At 70.9% G+C, this 23,032-nt stretch carries 27 protein-coding genes and 2 pseudogenes; 14 read left to right on the top strand and 15 right to left on the bottom strand.

The window, feature by feature from the left end; genetic code table 11:
- Positions 1–104: 104 nt before the first annotated feature.
- Positions 105–371 carry a hypothetical protein gene (locus tag AB0K14_RS28120; protein WP_360449255.1) on the bottom strand — a complete coding sequence of 89 codons (267 nt, stop codon included), beginning with the start codon at positions 369–371 and terminating at the stop codon, positions 105–107.
- Positions 372–550: 179 nt separating this feature from the next.
- Here AB0K14_RS28120 and AB0K14_RS28115 point away from each other — a divergent pair, with 179 nt between their 5' ends.
- Positions 551–1,405, top strand: a complete 855-nt coding sequence (locus AB0K14_RS28115; protein ID WP_360449258.1) for a helix-turn-helix transcriptional regulator — start codon at positions 551–553, stop codon at positions 1,403–1,405.
- A 24-nt stretch (positions 1,406–1,429) separates the two neighbouring features.
- Positions 1,430–1,624 carry a DUF397 domain-containing protein gene (locus AB0K14_RS28110; RefSeq protein ID WP_360449261.1) on the top strand — a complete coding sequence of 65 codons (195 nt, stop codon included), beginning with the start codon at positions 1,430–1,432 and terminating at the stop codon, positions 1,622–1,624.
- A 20-nt stretch (positions 1,625–1,644) separates the two neighbouring features.
- On the opposite strand, the gene AB0K14_RS28105 is transcribed toward AB0K14_RS28110, so the two are convergent.
- Entirely contained in the window at positions 1,645–2,220 is a 576-nt protein-coding gene (locus AB0K14_RS28105; protein ID WP_360449264.1) for a DUF664 domain-containing protein, read from the bottom strand.
- Between the two features lie 76 nt (positions 2,221–2,296).
- Entirely contained in the window at positions 2,297–3,337 is a 1,041-nt protein-coding gene (locus AB0K14_RS28100) for a serine hydrolase (protein WP_360449266.1), read from the bottom strand.
- Positions 3,338–3,435: 98 nt separating this feature from the next.
- Here AB0K14_RS28100 and AB0K14_RS28095 point away from each other — a divergent pair.
- Positions 3,436–4,142 (top strand): annotated as a pseudogene (locus AB0K14_RS28095) (SDR family oxidoreductase).
- Here the strand turns inward: AB0K14_RS28095 and AB0K14_RS28090 are convergent.
- Positions 4,096–5,046, bottom strand: coding sequence for a YafY family protein (locus AB0K14_RS28090; RefSeq protein WP_360449915.1), 951 nt, complete (start codon positions 5,044–5,046; stop codon positions 4,096–4,098). The pseudogene AB0K14_RS28095 and the gene AB0K14_RS28090 sit on opposite strands and share 47 nt — an antisense overlap.
- 48 nt (positions 5,047–5,094) lie before the next feature.
- Between AB0K14_RS28090 and AB0K14_RS28085 the strand changes: the two genes are divergently transcribed.
- Positions 5,095–5,730 (top strand): alpha/beta fold hydrolase, encoded by a 636-nt coding sequence (locus tag AB0K14_RS28085; RefSeq protein ID WP_360449269.1) that lies wholly within the window; start codon positions 5,095–5,097, stop codon positions 5,728–5,730.
- A 54-nt stretch (positions 5,731–5,784) separates the two neighbouring features.
- Positions 5,785–6,516 carry a maleylpyruvate isomerase family mycothiol-dependent enzyme gene (locus tag AB0K14_RS28080; RefSeq protein ID WP_360449272.1) on the top strand — a complete coding sequence of 244 codons (732 nt, stop codon included), beginning with the start codon at positions 5,785–5,787 and terminating at the stop codon, positions 6,514–6,516.
- On the opposite strand, the gene AB0K14_RS28075 is transcribed toward AB0K14_RS28080, so the two are convergent.
- Entirely contained in the window at positions 6,491–7,045 is a 555-nt protein-coding gene (locus AB0K14_RS28075) for a GNAT family protein (RefSeq protein WP_360449274.1), read from the bottom strand. The two genes, AB0K14_RS28080 and AB0K14_RS28075, sit on opposite strands and share 26 nt — an antisense overlap.
- A 113-nt stretch (positions 7,046–7,158) precedes the next feature.
- The gene (locus tag AB0K14_RS28070; RefSeq protein WP_360449276.1) at positions 7,159–10,050 is read right to left on the bottom strand and encodes a glycoside hydrolase family 9 protein; all 2,892 of its coding nucleotides are present in this window, start codon (positions 10,048–10,050) and stop codon (positions 7,159–7,161) included.
- A gap of 542 nt (positions 10,051–10,592) precedes the next feature.
- Between AB0K14_RS28070 and AB0K14_RS28065 the strand changes: the two genes are divergently transcribed.
- Positions 10,593–10,829 (top strand): hypothetical protein, encoded by a 237-nt coding sequence (locus AB0K14_RS28065; protein ID WP_360449279.1) that lies wholly within the window; start codon positions 10,593–10,595, stop codon positions 10,827–10,829.
- On the opposite strand, the gene AB0K14_RS28060 is transcribed toward AB0K14_RS28065, so the two are convergent.
- From AB0K14_RS28060 to AB0K14_RS28050, 3 genes are all read right to left on the bottom strand, one after another.
- On the bottom strand, positions 10,830–11,339 hold the full coding sequence (locus AB0K14_RS28060; RefSeq protein WP_360449282.1) for a carboxymuconolactone decarboxylase family protein: 510 nt from the start codon (positions 11,337–11,339) through the stop codon (positions 10,830–10,832).
- Positions 11,340–11,458: 119 nt separating this feature from the next.
- Positions 11,459–12,085: a hypothetical protein gene (locus tag AB0K14_RS28055; protein WP_360449285.1), complete on the bottom strand. Its 627-nt coding sequence runs from the start codon at positions 12,083–12,085 to the stop codon at positions 11,459–11,461.
- A gap of 117 nt (positions 12,086–12,202) precedes the next feature.
- Complete coding sequence (locus tag AB0K14_RS28050; protein WP_360449287.1) at positions 12,203–12,988, bottom strand: AraC family transcriptional regulator; 786 nt, start codon at positions 12,986–12,988, stop codon at positions 12,203–12,205.
- A 398-nt stretch (positions 12,989–13,386) separates the two neighbouring features.
- Here AB0K14_RS28050 and AB0K14_RS28045 point away from each other — a divergent pair, with 398 nt between their 5' ends.
- Entirely contained in the window at positions 13,387–13,611 is a 225-nt protein-coding gene (locus AB0K14_RS28045; RefSeq protein WP_360449289.1) for a hypothetical protein, read from the top strand.
- Here AB0K14_RS28045 and AB0K14_RS28040 read toward each other — a convergent pair.
- Complete coding sequence (locus tag AB0K14_RS28040; RefSeq protein WP_360449292.1) at positions 13,608–13,793, bottom strand: hypothetical protein; 186 nt, start codon at positions 13,791–13,793, stop codon at positions 13,608–13,610. The two genes, AB0K14_RS28045 and AB0K14_RS28040, sit on opposite strands and share 4 nt — an antisense overlap.
- Between AB0K14_RS28040 and AB0K14_RS28035 the strand changes: the two are divergent.
- Positions 13,794–14,078, top strand: a pseudogene (locus tag AB0K14_RS28035) (chitinase); the annotation flags it as partial.
- 43 nt (positions 14,079–14,121) lie between these two features.
- Here AB0K14_RS28035 and AB0K14_RS28030 read toward each other — a convergent pair.
- Together AB0K14_RS28030 and AB0K14_RS28025 are read right to left on the bottom strand one after the other, a co-directional pair.
- Complete coding sequence (locus tag AB0K14_RS28030; protein WP_360449295.1) at positions 14,122–14,922, bottom strand: alpha/beta hydrolase; 801 nt, start codon at positions 14,920–14,922, stop codon at positions 14,122–14,124.
- 11 nt (positions 14,923–14,933) lie between these two features.
- Positions 14,934–15,950 carry an NlpC/P60 family protein gene (locus AB0K14_RS28025; protein WP_360449298.1) on the bottom strand — a complete coding sequence of 339 codons (1,017 nt, stop codon included), beginning with the start codon at positions 15,948–15,950 and terminating at the stop codon, positions 14,934–14,936.
- Between the two features lie 194 nt (positions 15,951–16,144).
- On the opposite strand from AB0K14_RS28025, the gene AB0K14_RS28020 reads away from it, so the two are divergent.
- Positions 16,145–16,885 (top strand): lytic polysaccharide monooxygenase, encoded by a 741-nt coding sequence (locus tag AB0K14_RS28020; protein ID WP_360449300.1) that lies wholly within the window; start codon positions 16,145–16,147, stop codon positions 16,883–16,885.
- Positions 16,886–16,974: 89 nt separating this feature from the next.
- Positions 16,975–17,544, top strand: coding sequence for a DUF305 domain-containing protein (locus AB0K14_RS28015; RefSeq protein ID WP_360449303.1), 570 nt, complete (start codon positions 16,975–16,977; stop codon positions 17,542–17,544).
- Here the strand turns inward: AB0K14_RS28015 and AB0K14_RS28010 are convergent.
- The gene (locus AB0K14_RS28010; protein WP_360449306.1) at positions 17,541–18,443 is read right to left on the bottom strand and encodes a pseudouridine synthase; all 903 of its coding nucleotides are present in this window, start codon (positions 18,441–18,443) and stop codon (positions 17,541–17,543) included. The genes AB0K14_RS28015 and AB0K14_RS28010 overlap by 4 nt on opposite strands.
- 96 nt (positions 18,444–18,539) lie before the next feature.
- On the opposite strand from AB0K14_RS28010, the gene AB0K14_RS28005 reads away from it, so the two are divergent.
- The gene (locus tag AB0K14_RS28005; RefSeq protein ID WP_360449308.1) at positions 18,540–19,490 is read left to right on the top strand and encodes a hypothetical protein; all 951 of its coding nucleotides are present in this window, start codon (positions 18,540–18,542) and stop codon (positions 19,488–19,490) included.
- Here the strand turns inward: AB0K14_RS28005 and AB0K14_RS28000 are convergent.
- Complete coding sequence (locus AB0K14_RS28000) at positions 19,434–20,033, bottom strand: DUF4386 domain-containing protein (protein ID WP_360449310.1); 600 nt, start codon at positions 20,031–20,033, stop codon at positions 19,434–19,436. The two genes, AB0K14_RS28005 and AB0K14_RS28000, sit on opposite strands and share 57 nt — an antisense overlap.
- Positions 20,034–20,124: 91 nt before the next feature.
- Between AB0K14_RS28000 and AB0K14_RS27995 the strand changes: the two genes are divergently transcribed.
- Positions 20,125–20,781: a TetR/AcrR family transcriptional regulator gene (locus AB0K14_RS27995; RefSeq protein WP_360449313.1), complete on the top strand. Its 657-nt coding sequence runs from the start codon at positions 20,125–20,127 to the stop codon at positions 20,779–20,781.
- Here AB0K14_RS27995 and AB0K14_RS27990 read toward each other — a convergent pair.
- Positions 20,765–21,388 (bottom strand): DUF4230 domain-containing protein, encoded by a 624-nt coding sequence (locus AB0K14_RS27990; RefSeq protein ID WP_360449316.1) that lies wholly within the window; start codon positions 21,386–21,388, stop codon positions 20,765–20,767. The two genes, AB0K14_RS27995 and AB0K14_RS27990, sit on opposite strands and share 17 nt — an antisense overlap.
- Positions 21,389–21,589: 201 nt before the next feature.
- Here AB0K14_RS27990 and AB0K14_RS27985 point away from each other — a divergent pair, with 201 nt between their 5' ends.
- On the top strand, positions 21,590–21,823 hold the full coding sequence (locus AB0K14_RS27985; RefSeq protein ID WP_360449319.1) for an acyl carrier protein: 234 nt from the start codon (positions 21,590–21,592) through the stop codon (positions 21,821–21,823).
- Entirely contained in the window at positions 21,820–23,031 is a 1,212-nt protein-coding gene (locus tag AB0K14_RS27980) for a beta-ketoacyl-[acyl-carrier-protein] synthase family protein (RefSeq protein WP_360449321.1), read from the top strand. The genes AB0K14_RS27985 and AB0K14_RS27980 overlap by 4 nt, the downstream gene beginning before the upstream one ends.
- The last annotated feature ends 1 nt before the right edge of the window (position 23,032 follow it).

The following is a 23,032-nucleotide window of genomic DNA, read 5'->3' as shown; positions in this document are numbered from 1 at the left end:
CGCGGAACCCGCCGCCGGACGAGAGCCCGACGCAGACCTTGCCCACGGTGCCGTCGAAGTAGTCGCCTGACGGGTCGGGTGGCGTGGACGCGCCACCCGGCCTGCTACCCGAGCCACACCAGGTGGGCTCGTCGCGTGCCCGCCGACCGCGAGCTGATCTCGAACAGGGCGCGTGCGTTCTCCGGGTTCTGGGAGCTGAGGTGGAAGCCGCCTTCCACGGCGCTGACCTCGGCCCGGTCCTCGAAGGCCACGCCGTAACCCGCCACGCGAACGCTTTCCCGCTGCCCGTACTCCTCCACGATCGCGAACAGCCTCGGCGCTTCCTCGTGCGCCACCTCGTGCACCAGCGCGGTGAACTCCTGCTCGGTCATGTCGCTCCTCTCGCCCCACCGGTCAAGGCGGTGGTGGTTACGCTGCGTCGCCGATACCGTGACTGCCCGCAAGGCTCCACATATCGAGGGTGGATTGCAAAAAACGCAAAGAGGTGCCTTGCATTCGCCGTGCAGCATTGCCGCAGCATGGCCGTGCAGCATTGAGGAGGACGGACATCGTGGCCGCGAAGAAGAGCACGCCGACCATCCGACTGCGCAGGTTGGCCGGTCAGCTCAGACGACTTCGCGACGGGACCGATCTGCGTCGGGAGGACGTGGAGGAGCGGACCGGACTGCACGCCACCACGCTCTACCGCATCGAGACGGCGCGGTCACGGCCCCAGTACCGGACCTTCGACATGCTGCTCAAGTTGTACGGGGTTCCGACGGACGAGCAGATGCGCTTGAAGGCGCTCTACAAGCAGTCGGCGGGGGAGGGGTGGATCCAGCCCTGGCACGAGAATCTCCGGGAGGGCTACACCGCTTACATCAGCTTCGAAGCCGACGCGTACGGGCTCCGCCACTACTCAGGGCAATTCATCCCCGGATTGCTCCAGACCGAGGACTACGCCCGTGCGGTGATCCGCGGCGGTTCCTACGACGCGACCGACGAGCAGGTCGAAGACCGGGTCCGCACCAGGATCGAGCGCCAGGCCGTTCTGACGAAGGAGAAACCGCTCAAGCTCTGGGCGATCATCGACGAGTCCGCACTGCACCGCGAGGTCGGTGGACCGACCGCCATGCGGGGGCAGCTCGGGCACCTGCTGCGAGCCGCCAAGATGCCCCAGGTGACGATCCAGGTCATCCCGTTCGGGGCAGGTGCCCATCCAGGGATGCCGGGGGAGTTCGTCGTCATGGAATTCGAGGACGCGCTGGACACCGACCTGATCTACGTCGACAGCCAGGCGGGTGAGATATTTTTGGAGTCGGACGCCGACATCGAACGCTTCCGGGCGGGCTTCGAGCACCTGGTCGCGGTGGCCAAGAGTCCTGATGACTCGGTGGCGCTGATCGCCGAGATTGCCACCGGCTAGGAACGAAGGAGGGTTCGGGCAGCTATGCAGCACGGAGATCTGTCGAGCGCGGCCTGGCGCAAGAGCAGCTTCAGCTCGGAGGGAGCATCCTGCGTCGAGGTAGCCCCAGTGGGTGAGGGCATCGCCATGCGGGACTCCAAGAACCCGGCTGGGCCGACGCTGTCGTTCACCATCGGGCAGTGGCGGAGCTTTCTTGCTGGACTCGAAGACGGTTCCTGACGGAACGTCCGAGGTCAGGGCTAGGACGGGTCGGCTGCTCTGGCGGCTCGTTCGATCATCGCCCGGCGCTCCTCCCAGTACGCCGCGTCCTGCGGCTGGGCCATGCCGTCGGCGTCCGTGCCCACCGCGCCGTCGATCTGCTCGCGCAGGATGTCGGCGTGCCCGGCGTGCCGGCTCGTCTCGGTGAGCACGTGCACCAGGACGTTGAACAGCGCCACGTCCGGTCGTGGCCACCACGGCACGTGGCCGGGTGAGTCGGCGTCGAGGGCGGTGATCGTCGCGTCGGCGTGCGCCCAGGCGCGTCGGTAGCGGTCCACGATGGCGGTGCGGGTCTCGTGCTCGGTGGCCCACATGTCGGCGCGGCGCTCGGCCTGGTCGTCCCAGCGGGGCAGCGGTTCGGGGAACGGTCGGCCGAAGACCTCGCCGAAGTACCTGGCCTCGGAGGTGGACAGGTGCTTGACCAGACCGAGCAGGTTGGTCCCGGTCGGGGTCAGTGGACGCCGCACGTCGTACTCGGACAGGCCGTCGAGCTTCGCCAGGAGCGCTTCGCGGATCCAGCGCAGGTCGTCGTGCAGGTACGTCTTCACGTCGATCACGGGTCATCCCCCGGTTCCGTGTGGTCGACCGACGCCCCGGCGCCCGCCCGGTACGAGGGCGGGCGCCGGGACGTGATCAGCCGCCGTTGCTCGGCTTGTACTGCTGTGCGCGGTAGGTGCGCGGGGTGTTCGCGGTGATGCGGAGCACCGAGTCGTACAGCGTGCGGCCGAGGGAGGCGCGGGCGCGCAGAGCCGGGTGGGTGGCGCTGTAGTTGTCCGCGTTCGCCGCCTGGTCGCCGCTGAACTGGCCGGACGCGAACAGCGCGTACGTGATCACCGGCTTGCCCGCCGCGTCGAAGACGATGCCCGCCTCGTTGCGGCCGTCGTTGAACCAGCCCGCCTTGGTCGCCACGTTCAGCCGCTCGGCCGACGACAGGTTGAGCCGGATCCCGTCGGTGAACGACGTCAACGACCGCAGCACCTTCAGCAGGTGCGCGGTGGACGCGGGCGACAGCAGTTGACCCGCGACCAGCTTCTGGAGCAGCGTGAACGTCTCCCGGGGCGTGGTGGTGCCCAGGAAGAACCGGTTCGGGTTGGCCACGGGCACGACCTGCGTGTGCACGAAGCCCTTCGAGCGCAGGATCTCGTTGAGCTCCAACGCGGGCACGACCAGGCCGGACAACCGCACCGCCGTGTTGTCCGACACCGTCAGCAACGCCGCCAGCGCGTGCCCCACGGTGACCGAACTCGGGTACGCGCCGTCGAGCCCGAAGATCCCGTCGGTGTCCTGGATGACGATCGCCTGCGTCACCTCGACCCGCTGGTCGAGCGTGATCAGACCGCGGTCGACCTTGTCCAGCACGGCCACCGCGACCGCGATCTTGTTCACGCTGTACGCCTCGACCACGCGGTCGGCCTCGGCCTCCACGGCGGGCTTCACGGTGCCGTCCGGGTCGGCCACGCCGATGTAGGACGACCACGTGCCGCCCGCCCGGGAGGTCAGCGCCGAGTACTTCCACGCGATCTTGCGCCGGGCCTGGTCGGCCGTCGTCGGGATCAACGCGTCCCACTCCGCCTCGGTGGTCTGCGCCTGAGCCGTCCCGGCCGTCGACCCGAGCACGGCGCTCGCCGCCGCGACCGAGCCCAGCCCCAGCGCGAACCTGCGGTTGATGTTCATGTGCCCCCAATCAGTGGATACGCCCTTACGACGCCACAGCGAGCTCTGGCGTTGCTCCGATCCAGTGAATTCGATCTAACCAGCGGTAATCTGCGGCCATGCGACGAGGGGTATTCCTGATCACGGGGGCGAGCCGCGGCATCGGCGCGGCGACCGCGCGACTGGCCGCGGAGGCCGGGTACCGGCTGGTCCTGGCGGCGCGGGACGCGTCGTCCCTCGCCGATCTCGCCGCGGGGTTGGGCGGTCCGGACCGGGTGTGGGTGGCGTCGTGCGACGTGCGGGCGTACGAGCAGGTCGCGGCGCTCGTGGGCCGGGTCGAGGAGGAGTGGGGGAGCCTCGACGTGGTGTTCGCCAACGCGGGCGCGAGCGTGGTCACCTCGTTCACGACGACCGACGGCGCGCCGCCCGCCGAGTGGAGCGACATGGTGCTGACCAACGTGTGCGGCCCCGCGTTCACGGCACGGGCGGCGATGCCCGCGTTGATGCGCCACGCCGGGCACCTGGTGCTGACCGGGTCGGCCGCCGGGCGCGGCGTCGGCCGGGGAACCTCTACTCGGCCACCAAGTGGGCGGTGACGGGGCTCGCGCAGGCCATCCGGGCCGAGTGCGTCGGCACGGGCGTCCGCGTCACGCTGGTGCAGCCCGGCCTGACCGACACCGGCGGCATCCCGCCGTCGCGCAGTGCCGACCCGAAGCTCGCGCCCGAGGACGTGGCCCGCGCGGTGATGTACGCGGTGGGCCAGCCGCCCACGGTGGACGTCAACGAGATCCTGGTGCGGCCGGTGGGTCAGGACGCCTACCGGTGATCCCCGACGCGACGTCCAGCAGCGCGGCGAGCACGTCGGGCGGGGCGTCCAGCGTGTAGTCCGCGCCGAGCAGCAGCAGGTCCGCGGCCACGTGCTCGATGGCGTTCGCGCCCAACCGCACCCGGCACGTCCGGTCGTCGATCGGTTCCACCCGGCCCGGCAGCGCCACCACCAGCCGTGACCGGACGACGGGCGCGGGCGCGGCGACGACCGCGGTGCACGTGTAGCGGTAGGGGGCGGTGGTCAGGGACCGCGCGACGTACTCGGCCGGGTCGGCGGGCAGGTCGCGCGGCGTGAAGCGGCGGCCGGTGGCGCGCGGTGACTCCAGCCGGTCCACCCGGAACGTCCGCCAGTCCTCCCGCGCCGGGTCGTAGGCCAGCAGGTACCAGCGCCGGTAGGCGGTGACCAGGCTGCGCGGCTCCACCCGCCGCTCCTGCCCGCGGTGCGTGAAGGCCACCACCTCGTGGTCCCGGCACGCCGCCGCCAGCACGCCCAACGCGGCCGGGTCGGACACCGGTCCGTCCACCGACATCACCGCGATGGCGTCCCGCACCGCCGCGATCCGCTGCCGCAGCCGGGACGGCAGCACCTGCTCCAGCTTCGCCAACGCCCTGGTGGACGACTCCTCGATGCCGTGCACGCCCGCCGCCGTGCGCAGACCGACGGCCACCGCCACCGCCTCGTCGTCGTCCAGCAGCAGCGGTGGCAGGTTGCGGCCCGACGCGAGCCGGTAGCCACCGGCGGTGCCGGTCGTGCCGTCCACCGGGTAGCCCAGCTCGCGCAGCCGGTCGATGTCACGGCGCACCGTCCGGTCCGTCACGCCCAACCGCTCGGCCAGCTCCGGTCCGGTCCAGTCACGCCTGCCCTGCATGAGGGACAGCAGGCGGAGCATCCTCCCCGGCATCGTCATCACGGACATCTTATGTCCTAAAGGCTTCCTACCGTGGATGTCATGACGACCTACGTGCTCATCCCCGGCGCCTGCCACGGCGGCTGGTACTTCGACCCGATCTCCGAACCGCTGCGCGCCGAGGGCCACGAGGTGCACGCGGTCACGTTGAGCACCGGGCGGGTCAACCTGGTGGACCACGTGGCCGAGGTGCTGGGCCTGTTCGAACGGCTGGACCTGCGCGACGTCGTGCTCGTCGGGCACAGCTACGGCGGCATGGTGATCACCACCGCGGCCGACCGCCTGCCCGACCGGATCAGGTCGCTGGTGTACGTGGACGCGTTCGTGCCGCGCGACGGGGAGTCGGCGTACGACATCGCGCACGGGAACTGGCGCAAGTGGTACGTCGAAGGCGCGATGGGCGACGGGTTCTCCATGGCGCCGCTGCCGATCTTCGACGAGCGCGCCACCTCCCACCCGTTGGCCACGCTGCTCCAGCGGGCCTCGATCACCGGCGCGGTGGACCGGGTGCCCGACCGCCGGTACCTGTTCATGGCCGACTTCCCGGACAGCCCGCTGGCCACGACGTACGAACGGCTGCGCGACGAGCCCGGTTGGCGGGTCGAGGCGTGGCCGGTGGGGCACAACGTGGTGCTGCACGCGAAGGAGCGGTTCCTCGACGCGTTGCGGTCCTGCTGATTGTCCGCAAGTCGGGAGTAGCACCCGGTGAGAGGTGGCCCCTAGCGTGGACGGATGAAGGTCCACGACATGCTCGTCGAAGAGCGGCGGCGGATGGCGGATCTCCTCGACGGGCTGGACGAGGGCCAACTGGCCACGCCCAGCCTGTCCCAGGGGTGGACGGTGCACGACGTCGGTGCGCATCTGACCACGTACCTCAAGTTCGGTCAGGCCAAGATCTACTGGGGCATCGCCACCAAGGCGGCCAACTTCGACCGGCTCAACCGGGAGATGACCGCGCGTGCGGCCCGCAAGTCGACCGCGGAGCTCACCGCCATGTTGCGGCGGTGGGCCACCTCGAAGACCACCATCCCGAGGTCGGGCTACGACCCGATCCTGACCGACATCCTGTTGCACGACTACGACGTGCGCGTGCCGCTGGGCATCGAGCGAGACATGCCCGAGGACCGGCTGTGGGTGGCGTTCCAGCACCTGGCGGCCAAGCCGTCGCCGGGTTACGCGGTGGGCTCCCGACTGGCGGGCCTGCGGCTGGAGGCCGTGGACACGGGCTGGGCGTCGGGCAACGGCGCGGTGGTGCGCGGCAACGCCGAGTCGCTGGTGCTGGCCATGAGCGGCCGGGCGGTCGGGCTCGACGCGCTGGAGGGCGAGGGCCTGCCGCTGCTGCGGGAACGCGTCGCCGCACCGCCGCCGCGCGGCGCGCTGGAGCGGCTGATGACGGTGGTCAAGGTCGTGGTCGACCCGATACCGGCCGACCGCCGCTCTAGGAACGCCCTCGGCGGTTCGTGAACCACTCGTCGGCGAGGATCCCGAGCACCACCATGTCGTGGTGCCGCCCGGCCGAGAACTCGTGGTCGCGCAGCCTTCCCTCGACCTGGAACCCGAGCTTGCGGTGCAGGGCGAGGGAAGGCTCGTTGAACGCGTACACGCCTGCCTCGCACTTGTGGTAGCGGCGTTCGCCGAACATGAAGTCCAGCAGCAGCCCCACCGCCTCGGCCGCGTACCCGCGCCGCTGGTGCTCGTGCCCGATGCCGACCCCGTAGCCGAACCGGCCGGTCAGCCGGTCCGCGGCGTGCGTGGACAGGCTGCCCACCAGCACGCCGTCGGCCTCGATGGCGAGCATCACGACGTCGCCGTCCGGTTCGGCGGTCGCCTGCTTCGCGGTCCACTCGCGGTGGCCGGCGGCCGACCTCGGCGGGAAGATCCGGTCCACCGCGCGCATGTCCTCGGAGTGCTCGCCGAATCGCATGAACGCCTGCCAGTCCTCCGGTTCGATGCCGCGCAACCGGACCTTGGACCCCACCCAGACCGATGTCATGGCAGGCATCGAAGCAGATCCGGGTGGAACCCGGAAAAGCCACCGGTGGCGGGCCCCGTGGGGAGCCCGCCACCGGTGGAGTGGGTCAGCCCGTAAGCCGCCCGATCATGAGGTCACCCCACCGTGCAGGGGTTCCCGTTCACCCGGAAGTCGGTCGGTTGCGTCTTCGTGCCCGAACCCCACGAGTTGAACCCGATGCCGACCGAGCCGTTCGGCGGCACGGTGCCGTTCCACGACGCGTTCGTCGCCGTCACCGCCTGACCGGCCTGGGTCCACGTGGCCGACCAGCCCTGCGAGATCTTCTGCGAGCCCGGCATGGTGAACTCCAGCTTCCAGCCGTTCCACGTCTGGTTGCTCGTGTTCGTCACGGTGATGTTCACCGACATGCCGTCGGGCCAGGTCGAGGCCCGCCACACCACCTTGCAGTAGTTGTCCACCACGACCGGCTTGGTCCGCACGGTCGTCTGCGGCGACATCGCCGACCGCAGGTTCGCGGTGTTCTTCGCCACCACGGCGTAGGTGTAACTGGTGTCCGGCCGCAGCCCGGTCAGCGTCGCCGACGGGGAGGTGACCGTGGCGACCACGCGCAGCGCGTCACCCTCGACGTAGATGACGTCGTACTCCTTGATGGCGCTCTCCGGGTCGGTGGACGCCGTCCACGAGAGCTTCACACCGGTCGTGGTGATGTCGGACGCCAGCGGGGCGCCCGGCGTCGACGGCGGAGTGGTGTCGACCGGCGGTGCGGTCGTGACCTTCTCGGCCGCCCAGTTGGCGATCCACGCGAACGCGGAGTTCCAGTTGACCGTGACCTCGTTGAGCGAGTACGCCTCGATGTGGTCCACGAAGCACTTCTGCGACACGCAGCCTTCGAGCAGCCGCGCCGCGATCGGGTCCTGCAACGAGCTGTTCGGACCACCCGAGAGCGCGCCCGCGGGCGCGTTCGGCAGGGTCGGCTCCAGCTGGTTCGCCCAGTGCCGGTGGTGGACGTTCTTCACCGCCTGGTCGCCGTGCCCGGTGACGTAGGAGTACGACAGCGGGTTGCGGCCCAACAGGTAGTGCAGGCCCTGGAACACGCCCTGCCGGTACTTCGCCGCGCCGGTGAAGTCGTGCGCCAGCGCGAGCACCGAGATGTTGTTCGCGATCAGGCCGTTGGAACCCCACTCGTAGCCCGTGGTCGCGCGGTACGGCGCGGGGTAGGCCTGGCCCGCCATCTGCGACAGGTGCTGGTCCGCGACGGCGGTGAACGCCGACTTGATCGCCGAGATGTCCGCGGCGGGCAGGCCGTTGGGCACGAGCGCCAGCGTGATGTCGCCCAGCGGGCCCGTGGAGCCCCAGTCGAAGCCGCGGGCGGTCAGGCTCGCGCCCTTGAAGTGCGTCGACGAGGTCAGGTCGGTCCGGTAGGCGGCCTCACCGGTGGTGGTGAACATCTCCGCCGCGGCCCAGTAGAACTCGTCGGTCAGCGTCGGGTCGCTGTACGAGCCGCCGCCGGTGCCGTCGTTCGGGTCGGCGATCTTGTTCGGGTTCGCCTTCGCCGCCGCGTACGCCTTGGTGGCCGCCGCGAGCGCCTTCGCCGAGAACGCCGGGTCGATCGTCTTCCAGATGCGGGCCGCCTGCGCGGCCACCGCGGCCGTGTTCAGCGTCGCGGCCGTGCTGGTCGCGGACAGCCGCCGGGCCTGCGGGTCCTCGTGCGGGAGCAGGGGCAGCCCGGTCCAGTTCTGGTCGTGGATCTTGTGGTGCACCATGCCGTCGGGCGCCTGCATCTTCAGCAGGAACTCGACCTCCCAGCGCGCCTCGTCCAGGATGTCCGGCACGCCGTTGGCCTTCTCCGGGATGGCCAGCTTGCCGTCACCCAGCGCGGCGGCGTCGCCGATCAGCTTCGCCCGCTCGTAGGTGTTGAGCACCTGCCACGCCGAGATGCCGCCGTTGACGACGTACTTGCCGTGGTCGCCCGCGTCGTACCAGCCGCCGCGCACGTCCAGCGTGTAACCGCAGGGGACGGTCGCGAGGCAGGGGACGTTGTTGTCACCCTGGTTCGGGGCGACGTTGAGGTGGCCGGCCGGGCGCGCGTACTGCTCGCCCACGTACTGCGCCTCGATCTCGATGCCACTGCGGTTGTGGTAGAAGTACGCCAGCGAGTCGTACCGCAGCTGCTTGATTTCGTCGGTGGCGATGTCGAACGGGAAGCTCGTCTCCGCGCCGACCGTCAGCGTGTACCCGGTGCCCGCGGTGTCGAACGACGAGAAGTCGATCAGGTGCGTGGAGTCGCCCGAATCGGGGTCCACGGAGCCCTTGGGCACGGTCTGACCGGTGGCCACGGTGGTGCCCGCGGAGTTCTTCAACGTCCACGTCTGCGCGACCGTCGAGTCGGAGGTCAGCGTCGCCTGCTTGGGCAGGCCGGGGACGTAGGCCACCTGGTCCACGTTGATCTTCTTGGCCGGCGGGCCCGTGTCGCCGCCTGGCGGCTTCACGCCGCCGATGAGGGAGACGTTGTCCACGCAGACCGTCGTGTCGGCCGCCTGGGCGCCCAGGTGGAACGTCACCTGCCCGGGCCCCGCGTCCGGGAAGTCGAGTTCCGACGTGAACGTGAAGGTGAAGCGCTGCTTCGTCGTGGTCAGCGCGACGTCGTGCTTGGCGATCTGCCGGTACGGGCTGACGCCCTCACCGGCCACCGCCGCCGCCGGCCGGGCGACCGAGGCGTAGGCGTCGAAGGCCATCGTGTAGGACTGGCCCGCCTCGAAGGGCACGCCGTTCTGCCCGATGAGGGCGTCCCACGGGTTGACCGTGCCGCCGGTGACGGTGGCGCACAACTCGCCGTTCGTGACCCGGTTGGACACGCCCGCGCTGGCCCACCACGGGTCGGCCGAGCCGCTGCTGAAGGTGCCGTTGACCAGACGTTGGTAGTCGGCTGCGTGGGCCGTTCCGGACGCAAGCGCGCCGCTCACCGCCACGACTGCGAGTGCCGCGGTGGCCTGGCGGCGCCACCGGGGAGAAGGAAGCGATCTCATGGACTTGGGTCTCCTCCGTCTGCTCTGACGGTTGACGACGCTTCTGGGAGCGCTCCCTGGGAGCGCTCCCAGGGACTCTAGGGTGACTCCGCGCACATTCACAAGGGTGACTTTGACCTGAGGTTATGCACGGGTGACGGTCTGTGAGCGCTAACAAGGGTTGACAAGGTGATGAGAGGGTGTTGGCGGGGTGCTGAGAGGGCGCCGGCGGGGCGCTGAGAGGGCGTTGAGAGAGAGCGTTGAGAGGGAGGGCTTGAAAGGATTTAAAGAGTCCTCGCCGGACGGGCAGATCAGCAGGATGACGGGGCCTCGCGGTCCGGTGCGGCTGTGTTGGTGGTCGGGTTTCGTGTCATCCCGCCGACCTCCACAAGGGCAACCACACGTGTCAAGGGGGCCGTGCCAGCGCAAGGTGCGGTAGGGATGGGAGTGCCCCCTTGACACGCGCGGTTGGGCGTTGCCAGGTCGGCGGGATGACACGAAACCCTTCTGTGGAAGGGCGGGGCAGTGGACGGGAGGCTGCTGCGAGGTGTCGGTCGTCGCGGGTGTCCACCTGGATGCGGCGCGTGCGGAGGAGGGGCACGATCGCGGTGCCGGAGCTGGTGTGCGGCGAGGTCGATCCGCTGTTCAGGTCGTGGCGCGGGGAGGTGCTGGCGCCTTTTTTGTTGTTGGTGGTGTTCGGGATGTGGTGCTCGTGCTTGTGGAGGGGCAAGCCGTCGCGGGACGGGGCGTTGGCCCGCAAGCGGCTGGTCGGTGGCCCTGCCGGTGGTGGTGCGTTGTGATCAGCTGATGCCGATGATCGAGGGGTAGCCGTTGGGCACGATCCGGTCGGCCATCCGCTCGTAGGCCTCGGGCTCGTCCGGTGCCCACGTGGCCAGTCCGTCGACGTAGCGGTTGGCGGCGCAGAACACGGCTGCGATGAGCACGGTGTCGTGCACCTCGACGTCGCTGGCGCCGTTCTCCTTGGCCTTCGCGATCAGCTCGGAGGTCACCGAGCGCCCGCTGTCGGTGACCGCGGTGGCGATGTCGATCAACGCCATCAGCTTGGGCGTGTGGGTGTAGTCCTCGGGCAGTTGCGCGGCGGCGAAGGCGGCGTGCGAGCCCGCGCAGAACTTGCACTTGTTCAACTCGGAGACGTGGGTGGCGATCAGTTCGCGCTCACCGCGGGACAGGTCGCTCGGGCCGCGCAGCAGCACCTCGACGAGCTCGGTCAGCGGTCGGCCCGTCTCGGGGCGGTAGTTCATCAGCCCGGCGATCCCGGGCAGGGTGTTGTCCAACTCGATGTGCGGCATAGTGATCAGTGTCCCGACCGGAGAACCGCTGGTCGAGAGGCGATCGGGCGAATACACAACACAGTTATGCGACGTGTTCGCCCGGATCGCCGACTCGACTCGCCCGTACGGCGTAGGGGTCAGGCGCAGGCCTGCGGGTCGACCTGGTAGGCCGGGTCGTTCCGCTCGGCGAGCACCGGGGTGGTGGAGGTCGCCGTGGCGACTCCTTCGTGGACGGCGTAGGTGACGCGTGTGCCCTCGTAGACCATCGGATCGCTCGGCCACACCAGCCGACCCGTGACGGTCACCAGGTGGCGCGTGCCGTCGACGACCTCGCACCCGTACCGGCTGACGGCGTTCACACCACCGCCCTCGGCGAGCGTGAGCGGTCCGCCGTCGGGGGTGGTGACGGCACGCAGGCGCATCCCGCGCACGCCCCACACGGTGAAGAGGTCGGTGTTGGCGCCGGCGGACTCGGTCACCACGACCTCGTCACGGCCGTCGTCGTCCAGGTCGACCACGCGCAGCGGCAGCACGCCGGTCCTGCTGTACAGCGGCATGCGGGCGGTGATCCGGTAGTGGCGGATGGCGGCGACGAGTTCCTGCCGGTCCGGGTCGCCCTCGACCACGCGGACCGTGACCCGGTCGGCCCGGCCGTCGCCGTCGAGGTCCGCCGCGACGGACCCGTCACCCGTCGCGGGCGGCGCTCCCCACAGCGCCGGGACCGCGGCGACGAGCGCGAACGCGGGCGCAAATGCCTTCAACACGATGGATCCCCCTGATTCCGGGCACCACGAAGACACCTCGTGGCACCGGTTCCCCCCGACGCGATCGCGTCAACAACCAGGAGACGGGCGGTCGGGACCGGCGTTCCTCACTGTGTCTCAGGTCACAGCGCGGGCGTAGGCGGCCGGGGTGATGCCGTAGCAGCGGCGGAACCAGCGGGTCAGGTGGGCCTGGTCGGCGAAGCCCGTCAGCGCGGCCGTCTCGGCCGCCGGGTGTCCGGAGGCGAGCAGTCGCCTGGCCGCGCGCAACCGGCGTTGGCGCTGGTAGTCGCTGGGGGACAGGCCGTACTCGGCGCGGAAGGCCCGGTAGAGCGCGAAGCGGCTCAGGCCGGTCGCGCCGGTCAGCTCCTCGGTGGTGATGTCGTCGGCGTAGTGCGCCTCGATCAGGTCGCGGGCGGCGGTCGGGTCGGCCGGGGTCCTGGTGGTGGTGGGCAGGGGCGTGACGTGGGCGGCCATCGCGCGCACGGTGTGCATCAAGTGCTCGTCGCGGGCGAGGCTGGTGCCGTCCTGCAACGCGGTGTGCAGGTGGCGCAGGGCGTCGGCCAGGCGCGGCGAGTGCACCACCGGGTCGCGGAACAGCGGCAGGCGCGGCAGCAGTTCGGCGACCAACGACGGTCCGATGTGGACGATCCGGTAGGTGAAGCCGTCCTCGGTCGCGGTGCGGCCGTCGTGCACCTCGTCGGGGTTGAACGCGAGCACCATGCCCGCCGCGCTGGTGTGCGTGCCGCCCCGGCACCGGAACGCCTGCGCCCCCTGCTCGGTCACGCCGAACGAGTACGCGTCATGGCTGTGCCGGTGGTACCGGTGGGAGGTGAAGTGCGCGTGCATCGCCTCGACCGGTCGATCGGCCGCGCGCCAGTACCGCGTCCACTGCACGCCCTCCATTGAAACACCGCGCACGGGCGTTCAGGACCCGCCGCGCGGAATCGACGGTATGACGGCAGAACGTGAGACCTGCTCCGCCTTCACCCTTGACTGCAACATGATCGACACGAGCATCACTGTCCCGGCGATTTGCGCCGTACTGATATCGTCGAAGACGGATCGACGAAGCCCGAGGGAACCCCTGAGGTCACCCTCCGAGGGGACGCTTTCCCGGCCACTAAGGTCGTGACCAGACGAGAACCGGGCGGCCAGTGGTCGTACCGACTCGACCGGTCTCTTCGGCAGTCCAAAAGGGCTGACACTGCCCCCGGTGCAGTGCCGGTCCTCGTTTCTCCGAGGAGCTCCGGAGGAGGCAGCTCACAAGGCTGTCCGCTGGCATCCTGTCCACTGTGAGCGGCATGACCGCCGAAGCGCTGATCGGGACCGGGACCGATGAGCTGTCCTTCGGAGCGCTCATGTTCGCGTTTCTGTCCGATCCCGTGATCGTCGCTGCTGTCGTGCTGCTGGTGACCACGCTCGCCGTGCTGGGCGTCGCCATCTACATCGTGCGGAAGACCGGCGACACCAAGGGCCTGCTCCACCTCGCTGAGTTGGTGCGTGCGCTGCGTCAGCGCAAGCCCTAAGACGACGGCGTGGCGGGCGTCGTCTTCGGAGGGTGCCCGCCCACCGGCCGCACGCCCAGTTCGGCAAGCGCGCGCAGGGTCTCGATCGTGGCCTTGTCGGTCACCTCGGCCTCGCCGTCCACGAACCTGACGCCCAGGTCGTGGACGACGAGCTGCCGGTAGTGGGTGCTGACGAACTTCACGCGCTGGGCCTGCCGCTGCTGACCAACCCGTGGCTGGTGCAGGACGACGCCTCGGTGGCTTGGAAGACCGCCCTCTGGTACTGGAACACCCAGTCCGGCCCGGGCACGATGACCCCGCACAACGCGATGGTCAACGGGCACGGGTTCGGTGAGACGATCCGCAGCATCAACGGGTCGCTGGAGTGCGGCGGGCGCAACCCGGCGCAGGTCCAGAGCCGAGTGGACGCCTACCAGCGGTTCGTCGGCGTCCTCGGCGTGCCGGCGGGCAACAACCTGTACTGCTGACGGTGGCGGGGGACGGGCGCCTGCGGCTCCCGTCCCCTCCCCGTCACCGGGTCAGGTGCGCGAGCACGGCCCACCCGAACGACCCCGGCGACTCGACCCACGGCACGTGGCCCGCGCCGGGCAGCACCACCCGTGCCACGTCCGGCAGGGCCTCGGCCAGCGAGTCGACCGCCCAGCGGGGTCGGATGTCCGCCGCGCCGTCCACGATCAGCGTCGGCACGGCCAGGCCGCGGCAGCGTGCGATTAGTTCCGCCTCGTCACGCGCGTGCGACTCGGCGTTCAGCGCGGCGTTGGCCTCCTCGTTCACGCCGAACCACGGCGTGGCCAGGTCCTCGGCGTGCCGCCGGGCCGTCGAGGGGTCGGCGAAGTCCGCGGTCCACAGCCGGACCGCCGCGTCCCGTCCCACACCCGGCGGGGGCTGGTCGCCCAGCCGTTCGGCGCGGTTGCGCCGGTACTCCTCGCGCCAGTCCCGGCCCAGCCCGGTGCCGGAGACGTAGACCAGCGACGAGACCCGGTCGGGGTGGTCCAACGCGTAGTGCAGCGCCACCTCCGCACCCCAGGAATGACCGAGCAGCGCCATCCTGGACAGTCCGAAGTGGACTCGCACGGCGTCCAGGTCGGCCAACGTGCGGGCCATCGTGTACGGACCACCGTGATCGGACCGGCCGCCGCCGCGCTGGTCCCAGCGGATCACCCGCGCCCGGTCCGCCAGCAGCGCGGCGAGCCCGTCGAACATGTCCCACAGCCCGGGGCCGCCGTGGCACAGCACCAGCGGCACGCCGCGCCCCGACTCGGCCGCCCACAACACGCGGCCGTCGTCCGCGATGACCTTGTGCTCCTCCATGCGGACCAGTGTCAGCCAACCAGGCGTCGGATCACACTGATCGGGCCAATCGAGTCGATGTCGGCGATCTTCACGGGCACGCCCTCGGTCGACGCGTGCACCGCCCGCACGTTGTCCACGGCCATCGCCACGTGCGACTGGCCGGCGTAGTAGATGATCAGGTCACCGGCCTGGACCTGCGCCCTCGTCACCGCTCGACCGGCGGTGGCCTGCACGTAGGTGGTGCGTCCGATGGTCACGCCCGCCTCCCGGTAGGCGGCCTGCGTGAGGCTGGAGCAGTCCCACGTGTCGGGCCCGTTGGAGCCGAACACGTACCGCTCGCCGCGCTGGGCGAGGGCGAAGTTCAGCGCCGCGCCGGCGGCTCCGGACGGCACGGCGACGTTCGACGTGTCGCCGGGCGCCGCGAGCACCGCCTTGTCGGCCGCGCTGAGCGAGCGGTACTGCGCCCGCGCGTCCGCGACCTGCCGGTCCACCGCCGTCCTGCGGTCGGTGAGGTCGGTGACCAGCCGGTCGGCCTCGCCCGCCGCGGAGGCGGCGCGTCGCTGCGCGTCCTGCGCGCTGGCCGTGGCGCGCTCGGCGGTGTCGACGGCGACCGTCATCCGGCCCAACGCCTCGTCGTTGTCCGCCGCGAGCACGCCCAACGCGCTCATCCGGTTCAGGAAGTCCTGCTGGGTGTCGCTGACCAGCAGCGCGGACAACTGGGTGAACCGGGCGCCCTCGAACGACGCCTCGGTGAGCAGGTCGACCTGGCCGCGCAACGCCTCCTGGTCGGCCCTGGCCCGGTCGCCGAGCCGGGTGGCCTCGGCGAGGTCGGCGTTGGCCCGGTCCAGCTCGCCCTGCTTGGCCTCCAGGTCGTCCTGGGCCTTGAGGTGCTCCTCGTGCAGCCGTTCGGCCTCGCGCGACAGCTCTTCGTACCTCGCCAACGCGTCCGGGGCGTTCGGCTGGGCGACGGCGGGCGTCGGCACGGTCAGCAGCGCGACGACGGCCGCGGCCAGTGCGGTGGCACGCCTACCGGGATGTCCGTTCACGGTGAGGGTTACGGGTGGCTGGACCAGTCGGTTCAGATCCTTGACCCGGATGACGTTCACGATTATGGTCTAGACCACATCGCGGTGCGTGACGCACTGCTCCTCGTTCGTCACGCACCGCGTGATCCGGCCGCCGCGGAAATGGACCCTGCCTTGGAGACCCCTCCCGGGTTTCCTCCGAAGGAGCTGGACACATGAGCCTGAAACGCAAGCTCGCGGCGGTTCTCGCCGGCGTGGGCATCGCCCCGTTCATCGTCGTGGTGTCAGCGGGAACGGCGAGCGCGCACGGCTACATCTCGTCGCCGCCCAGCAGGCAAGCGATGTGCGCGCAGGGCCGAGTCTCGAACTGCGGCCCCATCGTCTACGAGCCGCAGAGTGTGGAAGGGCCGAAGGGCCAGTCCAACTGCCACGCCGGGTTGAGCCAGTTCGCCCAGCTCAACGACGACAGCCGGCCGTGGCCCACCACCTCGGTGGGCAACAGCGTGACGTTCAACTGGACGCTCACGGCCCGGCACTCCACCTCCACGTGGCAGTACTTCGTCGGCGGCTCGAAGATCGCCGAGTTCAACGACGGCGGCCGCCAGCCCGCGGCCACCGTGACGCACAACGTCGGCCTGGGCGGTCGCACCGGTCGGATCAAGCTGCTGGCCGTCTGGAACATCGCCGACACGCCCATGGCGTTCTACTCGTGCGTCGACCTCCAGGTGGGTTCGGGTGGCGGCACGCCGACCACCACGACCACGCCGACGACCACCACGCGGCCCACGACGACCACGACCGCACCCCCGGTGGGCGGCACGTGGGCGCCCAACACCGCGTACTCGGTCGGTTCGCAGGTGAGCTACGGCGGCGTCAACTACCGCTGCATCCAGGCCCACACGTCCCTCGTGGGCTGGGAACCGCCGAACACCGCGTCGCTGTGGCAGCGGCTCTGAACCCCTGACGTGGAGCCGATGTGACCGCGGCCCGTCCGCGCCGACCCTGTGACGGCGCGGGCGGGCCGCCTCGGCGAAGGAGGACGACCTTGCGACGACTGGCGGCCCTCGTGGCCGGACTGCTCGTGCTCGCCGGATGCGGCACCCCACCCGCCGCGACGACCCCGCCGCCGGCGTCGACCGTGGTGGAGAGCAACGAGTTCAACGAGACCGACGTGATGTTCCTCCAGATGTCCGTGCCGCACCACCGGACGGGCCTGGAGATCGTGCGCCTGGCCGAGGACCGGGCCGTGCGCGCGGAGGTGAAGACGTTGGCCGCGGCCATCGAGGTCACCCAGCTGTCCGAAGTGGACTCGATGACCAAGTGGTTGGCGGACTGGGGGAAGCCGGAGTCGGCGGGCGACAACCCGCAGCTGCACGCCGGTCACGGCGGTGACCACTCGACCAGCCCGGAGGCCGTCGCGGAACTGGCCGCGACCGGGTCCGGCGAGTTCGAGAAGGCGTTCCTGAACCTGCTCATCGCCCACCAGCACAACGCGGTGGCGATGGCGAAGCTGGAGAAGGAGAGCGGGGTCAACCCGCAGGCGAAGGACCTGGCGGCGCGGATCTTCGACTCGCGCACCGCGCAGATCGCGCAGATGCTCGGCTACCTCGACTAGAGGTCGAGTCGGAGGTCGCTGGTGAAGCGGCGGTGCTCGCCCGTCACCGGGTCGGTGAACGCGAGCACCTTCGCCAGCAGCTGCAGCGGGTCGGTGAAGTCGTCCAACGGCTTCTCCCGCAGGACCGGGTAGAAGTCGTCGTGGCGGATCGGCACGCCGAGCGAGGCCATGTGCAGGCGGAGCTGGTGCGTGCGGCCGGTGGCGGGCACGAGCCGGTACCGGCCCCACCCGTCGCGGTGCTCGACCAAGTCGACCAGCGTCTCGGCGTTCGGCGGACCGGGCACCTCCTGGGCCGTGATGACGCCCTTGACCTTGACGATCCGGCTGCTCACGCGGGTCGGCAGGGTCAGCGCGGGGTCGTGCGGCGCGATCGCCTCGTACTCCTTGTGCACCGCGCGGTCGGCGAACAGCGTCTGGTACTTGCCGCGCAGGGTCGGTTCGACCACGAACATGACCAGCCCGGCGGTCACCCGGTCCAGCCGGTGGGCCGGGCTCAGGTGCGGCAGTCCGAGGTCGCGGCGCAGCCGGACGAGCGCGGTCTCCACCACGTGCTTGCCGCGCGGGATGGTGGCCAGGAAGTGCGGCTTGTCGACCACGACGATGGCGTCGTCGCGGTGCACGACCCGGATCTCGAACGGCACCGCCACCTCGTCGGGCAGGTCGCGGTGGAACCACACCGAGCCGCCGGGCGTGAACGCGGCGTCCGGCGCGATCGGTCCGGCGAGGTCGTAGACGCGGCCCTCGGCGAGCATCAGGTCGATCCGCTCGGGCGCGACCCGGGGCAACCTCTCGACCAGGTGATCGCGAACGGTCGTCCACGGCCCTTCGTCGGGTAGCCGAAGACGTGCCGGGTCGAGGCCGTGGCGCTGGTCGAGCGGCGGCCGGAGCTTGCGCCTCATCGTCGGGCAGCATACGCCCGACCCGCCCCGGCGCCCCGGTGTTCTCTGGCACTCTGATCGTCTACGCGACCGCGAGGTCCGGATCGGGAGGGCGCCATGACTGGAGACCCGAACGACCGGACCCCGCGCTCGGGGACCGACGAGGAGCGGTTGGCCGCCTGGCGGGCGGTCTCGCCGCGCACCGCGCTGATGAAACAGCTCAGCGTCCTCGAAGGCGGGGTGTTCGGGGTGGCGGCCTACCAGGCCGCGCTGCGGCTCCTGCCGGCGCAGGACCTGCACCCGGGGATGAAGGTCCCGCCGTGGGCGCGCTGGAACCCCGCCACCGGCGCCTGGGCGGTGGACCACGTGGCGGCGATGCGGCTCTGGTCTCCGGCCGACGGGGTCCGCCTGCCGCCGCCGGAGATGGTGGACGCGTTCCTGACGGGCTACGTCGAGCGCACCGGGGACGAGGGCGCGCGCCGACTGGTCGAGCAGCTCTACGCCGAGGCGGAGCAGCGGCTGGTCGAGCGCGGTGGCGCGCCGGAGACGGTCGTCGCGAGCACCCTGACCGAGGCCGCCGCCGTCGCCGAGCGGCACGGGTACGGCGAGCACGTCGAGACGGTCGTGATCAACCCCTGGTCCCGGGGGTTCGGCACGGCGGTGGCGTTCGCGGTGCCGCCCGCGGTCTTCGGGATCTGGGTGCTGGTCGCCGTCGACGGCGACGTGCTCGCCCTCGTCGGCGGCATCCTCCTCACCGCGCTGGCGGCCGGGCTCCTGGCCCTGGCCGTGGTGGCCCTGCGCCAGCGGGAACCGACGCCCCAACGGCTGTTCCTGTTCACCGGCGGCGTCGTCCTCGGGGTGGGTGGCGTGCTGGAGCCCTACGCGTGGCCGGACCTGGAGGTGGTCGTGAAGACGGTCGTCTCCACCGTGGGCTCGGGCCAGAACGAGGTCCGGCAGAGGGTGATCATGATCGGTCCCGTGGAGCAGACCGCGCAGTACCCCATCCCCTTGTCACACCACCGAACCGTGGTGACCCTGGCGAGGGCCGGCGGCGCGTCGTTCCGCTAGCGGGCCGTCGGTGAAGCCCTTGGCGATCAGCAGGACGCCGAAGGCGATCTCGAACAGGCCGCCCGGGACGGAGAGCGCCACGCCGACGCCGTGGCCGAGGACTTCGAGGGCCGCGCCCAGCAGGAAGACGGCGTAGCCGACCACGCCCCACACCGCGAGGGCGCGGGGGACCAGGCGTGCGCGGAACAGGACCCGGCAGAACAGCACGCCCGTGGCTCCCACGGCCATCATCGCCACCTGGTAGCTGTAGTGGTTGCCCGCCGCGACCGGTTCCGGCAGCAGCAGGAACACGACGCCGACGGCCAGCAGCGCCGCCTCCACCGCCCGGCCGACCAGGTACGCGTGCGCGGTGAGCTCGCTGTGCGGCCGCAGCACCGGGAACGCCAGCACGCCGATGCCGACCACGACGGCGGAGTTCACCAGCATGAGCAGGGCTCCCACCGCGTCGGACCCCGAGGAGACCAGGGCGCTGCCGGTGCCGTACGCGACGAACGCCAGGAGGAACAGCGCTCCCAAGGACCGTCCGATGGCTCTCGATGACATGGGTCTTCCCTTCGAACCGCGACGGGCCAGCCTTACTAAGTAAGGCGGACGGTACCGTACTAAGTACGAAGCTGTCACCGCCGGAGGTCGGATGTCGAAGTCAGGCGCACCACTGAGCCGGGAACGCGTGCTGCGCGCCGCCGTCACCATCGCCGACGCGGGCGGGATCGGGGGGTTGACCATGCGGTCGCTCGCCGACGCGCTCGGGGTCAAGCCGATGTCGGTCTACCACCACGTCGCGAACAAGGACGAGATCCTCGACGGCATCGTCGACCTGGTCTTCAGCCGGATCGCACTGCCGACGCCCGGCGGCGACTGGCGGCACGAGATGGTCAAGCGGGCGAACTCCGCCCGTGACGTGCTCAAGCGCCACCCGTGGGCGATCGGGCTGCTGGAGTCGCGGACCGCGCCCGGCCCGGCGACGTTGCGGCACCACGACGCGACCATCGGCACGTTGCGCCGCGCCGGCTTCTCCGTCGCCCTGACCGCCCACGCCTACGCCCTGCTGGACAGCTACGTGTACGGGTTCGCGCTCCAAGAGGCCGCGCTTCCGTTCAACGGCCCCGATTCCGCCACCGAGGTGACCGAGGACATCCTGTCGCACCTGTCGCCGGCCGACTACCCGTACCTGGTGGAGATGGCCACCGAGCACGTCCTACGACCCGGCAACGACTTCGCCGACGAGTTCGGGTTCGGGCTCGACGTGATCCTCGACGCCGTGGCCGGGTGGATCAGCCCAGGTCCGTGAACTCGACCTGGTACCCCAGCGCGCCGAACATGCCGGTCAGCATCTTGCGCGTGTTGTCGTCGGCCCGCTGCGCCAGCCCGGACTCCCGCGCCGCGTCCGCGATCTTCTGCTCCGCCGCGACGTAGAACGGCTGCTGGTCCTGCGTCTCGACCAACGACGCCAGCCGGTCGAACAACCCGCGTTCCTGCGCGAACACGTAGCACCGCTCCTGGTCCAGGTTCGGCTTGTCCAGCACCGCCCCCGGCAACGACAGCCGCACCTTGCGCGCCTCCCCCGAGGCGTTCGTCGGCGACACCTGCAACGCGTCCTCGGCCATCCCGCCGAAGTCGACGTAGGCGTTCACCGTCCCGGCCGCCACGAACAACGTCCGCTGCCCGGCCAACGCCGACGGCACGTACCGGACGTCGCGCTCGATGTCGAGCACCACCTGGAACTCGCCCGCCGAGGCGTGGTACTGGCTCAAGTCCCGCAACGACTGCAACAACGCCGGCTGGCTGCGGTCGATCGTGTCGGTGCCCGCGAAGAACCGCGGCACCACCACCACCGCCGCGACCAGCACCCCGACCGCCACCAGCACCGCCGCCGCCACACCGATGCGCCACTTCATGCCGGCGGGATACCCAGTGGCACCACCCGGGAACCGCTTGCGGTCGCCGAAGATCCCGTTGGTCCTCACGGCCTCGCGCACGATCCCGTATCGGCCGACGACTCCTGCCGCCCGGTGCCGTAGTGAGGGCCGCACCTGGTTGGCCGCCGGCCCCACCGATGGGGTTCGATGGCGGGAGGACCGGGTGAGCGAGGAGAGACCGTGTACGAGACGCTGAAGAAGATCCTCGTGGACACGTTGAAGGTCGCGCCGGAGCAGGTCACCCCGGAGGCCACGAAGGACGACCTGGACCTGGACTCGCTCGCCTTCGTGGAGCTGTCGATGGTGCTGGGCAAGGAGCACGACCTGCACATCAGCGACGACGAGCTGTTCGACATGGAGACGGTCGGCGACATCGTGGCGCTGATGGAGGAGCGGGCCGGGACCGACCGGTGACCGGCCTCGACGTCGCGGTCACCGGGCTGGGCCTGGTCACACCGGGCGGCGTGGGCGTGGAGGCCGGGTGGGCGGCGGTGCTCGCGGGCCGTTCGACCGCCGCGCACGACCCGGTGCTCGCCGGCCACGAGGTGACGATCTCCTGCCGCGTCCCCGACTTCGACGCCGACGTGCTGCTCGGTGCGCGCCGGGCGGTCCGGCTCGACCGGTTCACCCGGTTGGCCCTGGTCGCGGCACGTGAGGCGGTCGCCGAGGAGGACCTCACCGCGTGTGACCCGGCGCGGGTCGGTGTGGTGATCGGCACCTCCGCGGGCGGCGGCGAGACGGTCGAGCGGCAGCACGGCGTGCTGCTGGCCGACGGTCCGACCGGGGTGTCGCCGCTGCTGCTGCCGATGCACCTGCCGAACATGGTCGCCGGGCAGGTCGCGATGGAGTTCGGCTTCCGCGGGCCGAACCTGGTGGTGTCGACCGCCTGCGCGTCCGGGGCCACCGCGATCGGCGTGGCCTGCGACCTGCTCGCCGCACGGCGTTGCGACGTGGTGGTGGCGGGCGGCGTCGAAGCGCTGCTCACCCCGTTGACCATGGCGGGTTTCGCCCGCATGGGCGCGTTGTCGCGGCGGGACGACCCGGCGACGGCGTCGCGGCCGTTCGACGCCGACCGGGACGGGTTCGTCGCGGGCGAGGGCGCGGCGGTGCTGGTGCTGCGGCGGGCGGAGGACGCGCGGGCCGACGGGCGGCGGGTCCGGGCGCGGGTCGTCGGGTACGGCGCGAGCGCCGACGCCCACCACATCACCAACCCCGATCCCGAGGGACGCGGCGTGCGCGAGGCGGTGCGCGCGGCGTTGGCGGACGCGGGCGCGGTGCCCGCGGACGTCGACCACGTCAACGCGCACGGCACCTCGACGCAGCTCAACGACCTGGCGGAGGGGCGGGTGCTGGCGGACCTGCTGCCGTCGCGGCCGCTGGTCACCTCGACCAAGGGCGTGACCGGGCACATGATGGGCGCGGCCGGCGCGGCGGAGGCGGTGTTCACGGTGCTCGCGGTCGAGCGGGGTGTGGTGCCGCCGACCGCGAACCTGGGGACGCTGGACCCGCGGCTGGACCTCGACGTGGCCACCGCCGCCGTGCCGCGCGAGGTCGACCTGGCGTTGAGCAACTCCTTCGGGTTCGGCGGGCAGAACGCGGTGCTCGCCATCGCCAAGGCGTGAG

The sequence above is a fragment of the Actinosynnema sp. NPDC050801 genome (assembly GCF_040673975.1).
GTDB lineage: Bacteria > Actinomycetota > Actinomycetes > Mycobacteriales > Pseudonocardiaceae > Actinosynnema.
Note: the sequence above shows the minus strand (reverse complement) of the source record. Positions and strands in the feature narration are given on the sequence as shown.

Excerpts from the sequence above, each read along its gene's own strand:
- AB0K14_RS28050 (WP_360449287.1), bottom strand. The coding sequence starts at position 12,988 with ATGGAGGGCGTGCAGTGGACGCGGTACTGGCGCGCGGCCGATCGACCG.
- AB0K14_RS28075 (WP_360449274.1), bottom strand. The coding sequence starts at position 7,045 with ATGACATCGGTCTGGGTGGGGTCCAAGGTCCGGTTGCGCGGCATCGAA.
- AB0K14_RS28045 (WP_360449289.1), top strand. The coding sequence starts at position 13,387 with ATGACCGCCGAAGCGCTGATCGGGACCGGGACCGATGAGCTGTCCTTC.
- AB0K14_RS28020 (WP_360449300.1), top strand. The coding sequence starts at position 16,145 with ATGAGCCTGAAACGCAAGCTCGCGGCGGTTCTCGCCGGCGTGGGCATC.
- AB0K14_RS28100 (WP_360449266.1), bottom strand. The coding sequence starts at position 3,337 with ATGAACATCAACCGCAGGTTCGCGCTGGGGCTGGGCTCGGTCGCGGCG.
- AB0K14_RS28120 (WP_360449255.1), bottom strand. The coding sequence starts at position 371 with ATGACCGAGCAGGAGTTCACCGCGCTGGTGCACGAGGTGGCGCACGAG.
- AB0K14_RS28070 (WP_360449276.1), bottom strand. The coding sequence starts at position 10,050 with ATGAGATCGCTTCCTTCTCCCCGGTGGCGCCGCCAGGCCACCGCGGCA.
- AB0K14_RS28000 (WP_360449310.1), bottom strand. The coding sequence starts at position 20,033 with ATGTCATCGAGAGCCATCGGACGGTCCTTGGGAGCGCTGTTCCTCCTG.
- AB0K14_RS28090 (WP_360449915.1), bottom strand. The coding sequence starts at position 5,046 with ATGCCGGGGAGGATGCTCCGCCTGCTGTCCCTCATGCAGGGCAGGCGT.
- AB0K14_RS28030 (WP_360449295.1), bottom strand. The coding sequence starts at position 14,922 with ATGGAGGAGCACAAGGTCATCGCGGACGACGGCCGCGTGTTGTGGGCG.
- AB0K14_RS28110 (WP_360449261.1), top strand. The coding sequence starts at position 1,430 with ATGCAGCACGGAGATCTGTCGAGCGCGGCCTGGCGCAAGAGCAGCTTC.
- AB0K14_RS27990 (WP_360449316.1), bottom strand. The coding sequence starts at position 21,388 with ATGAAGTGGCGCATCGGTGTGGCGGCGGCGGTGCTGGTGGCGGTCGGG.
- AB0K14_RS28080 (WP_360449272.1), top strand. The coding sequence starts at position 5,785 with ATGAAGGTCCACGACATGCTCGTCGAAGAGCGGCGGCGGATGGCGGAT.
- AB0K14_RS28060 (WP_360449282.1), bottom strand. The coding sequence starts at position 11,339 with ATGCCGCACATCGAGTTGGACAACACCCTGCCCGGGATCGCCGGGCTG.
- AB0K14_RS27995 (WP_360449313.1), top strand. The coding sequence starts at position 20,125 with ATGTCGAAGTCAGGCGCACCACTGAGCCGGGAACGCGTGCTGCGCGCC.
- AB0K14_RS28005 (WP_360449308.1), top strand. The coding sequence starts at position 18,540 with ATGACTGGAGACCCGAACGACCGGACCCCGCGCTCGGGGACCGACGAG.
- AB0K14_RS28010 (WP_360449306.1), bottom strand. The coding sequence starts at position 18,443 with ATGAGGCGCAAGCTCCGGCCGCCGCTCGACCAGCGCCACGGCCTCGAC.
- AB0K14_RS28085 (WP_360449269.1), top strand. The coding sequence starts at position 5,095 with ATGACGACCTACGTGCTCATCCCCGGCGCCTGCCACGGCGGCTGGTAC.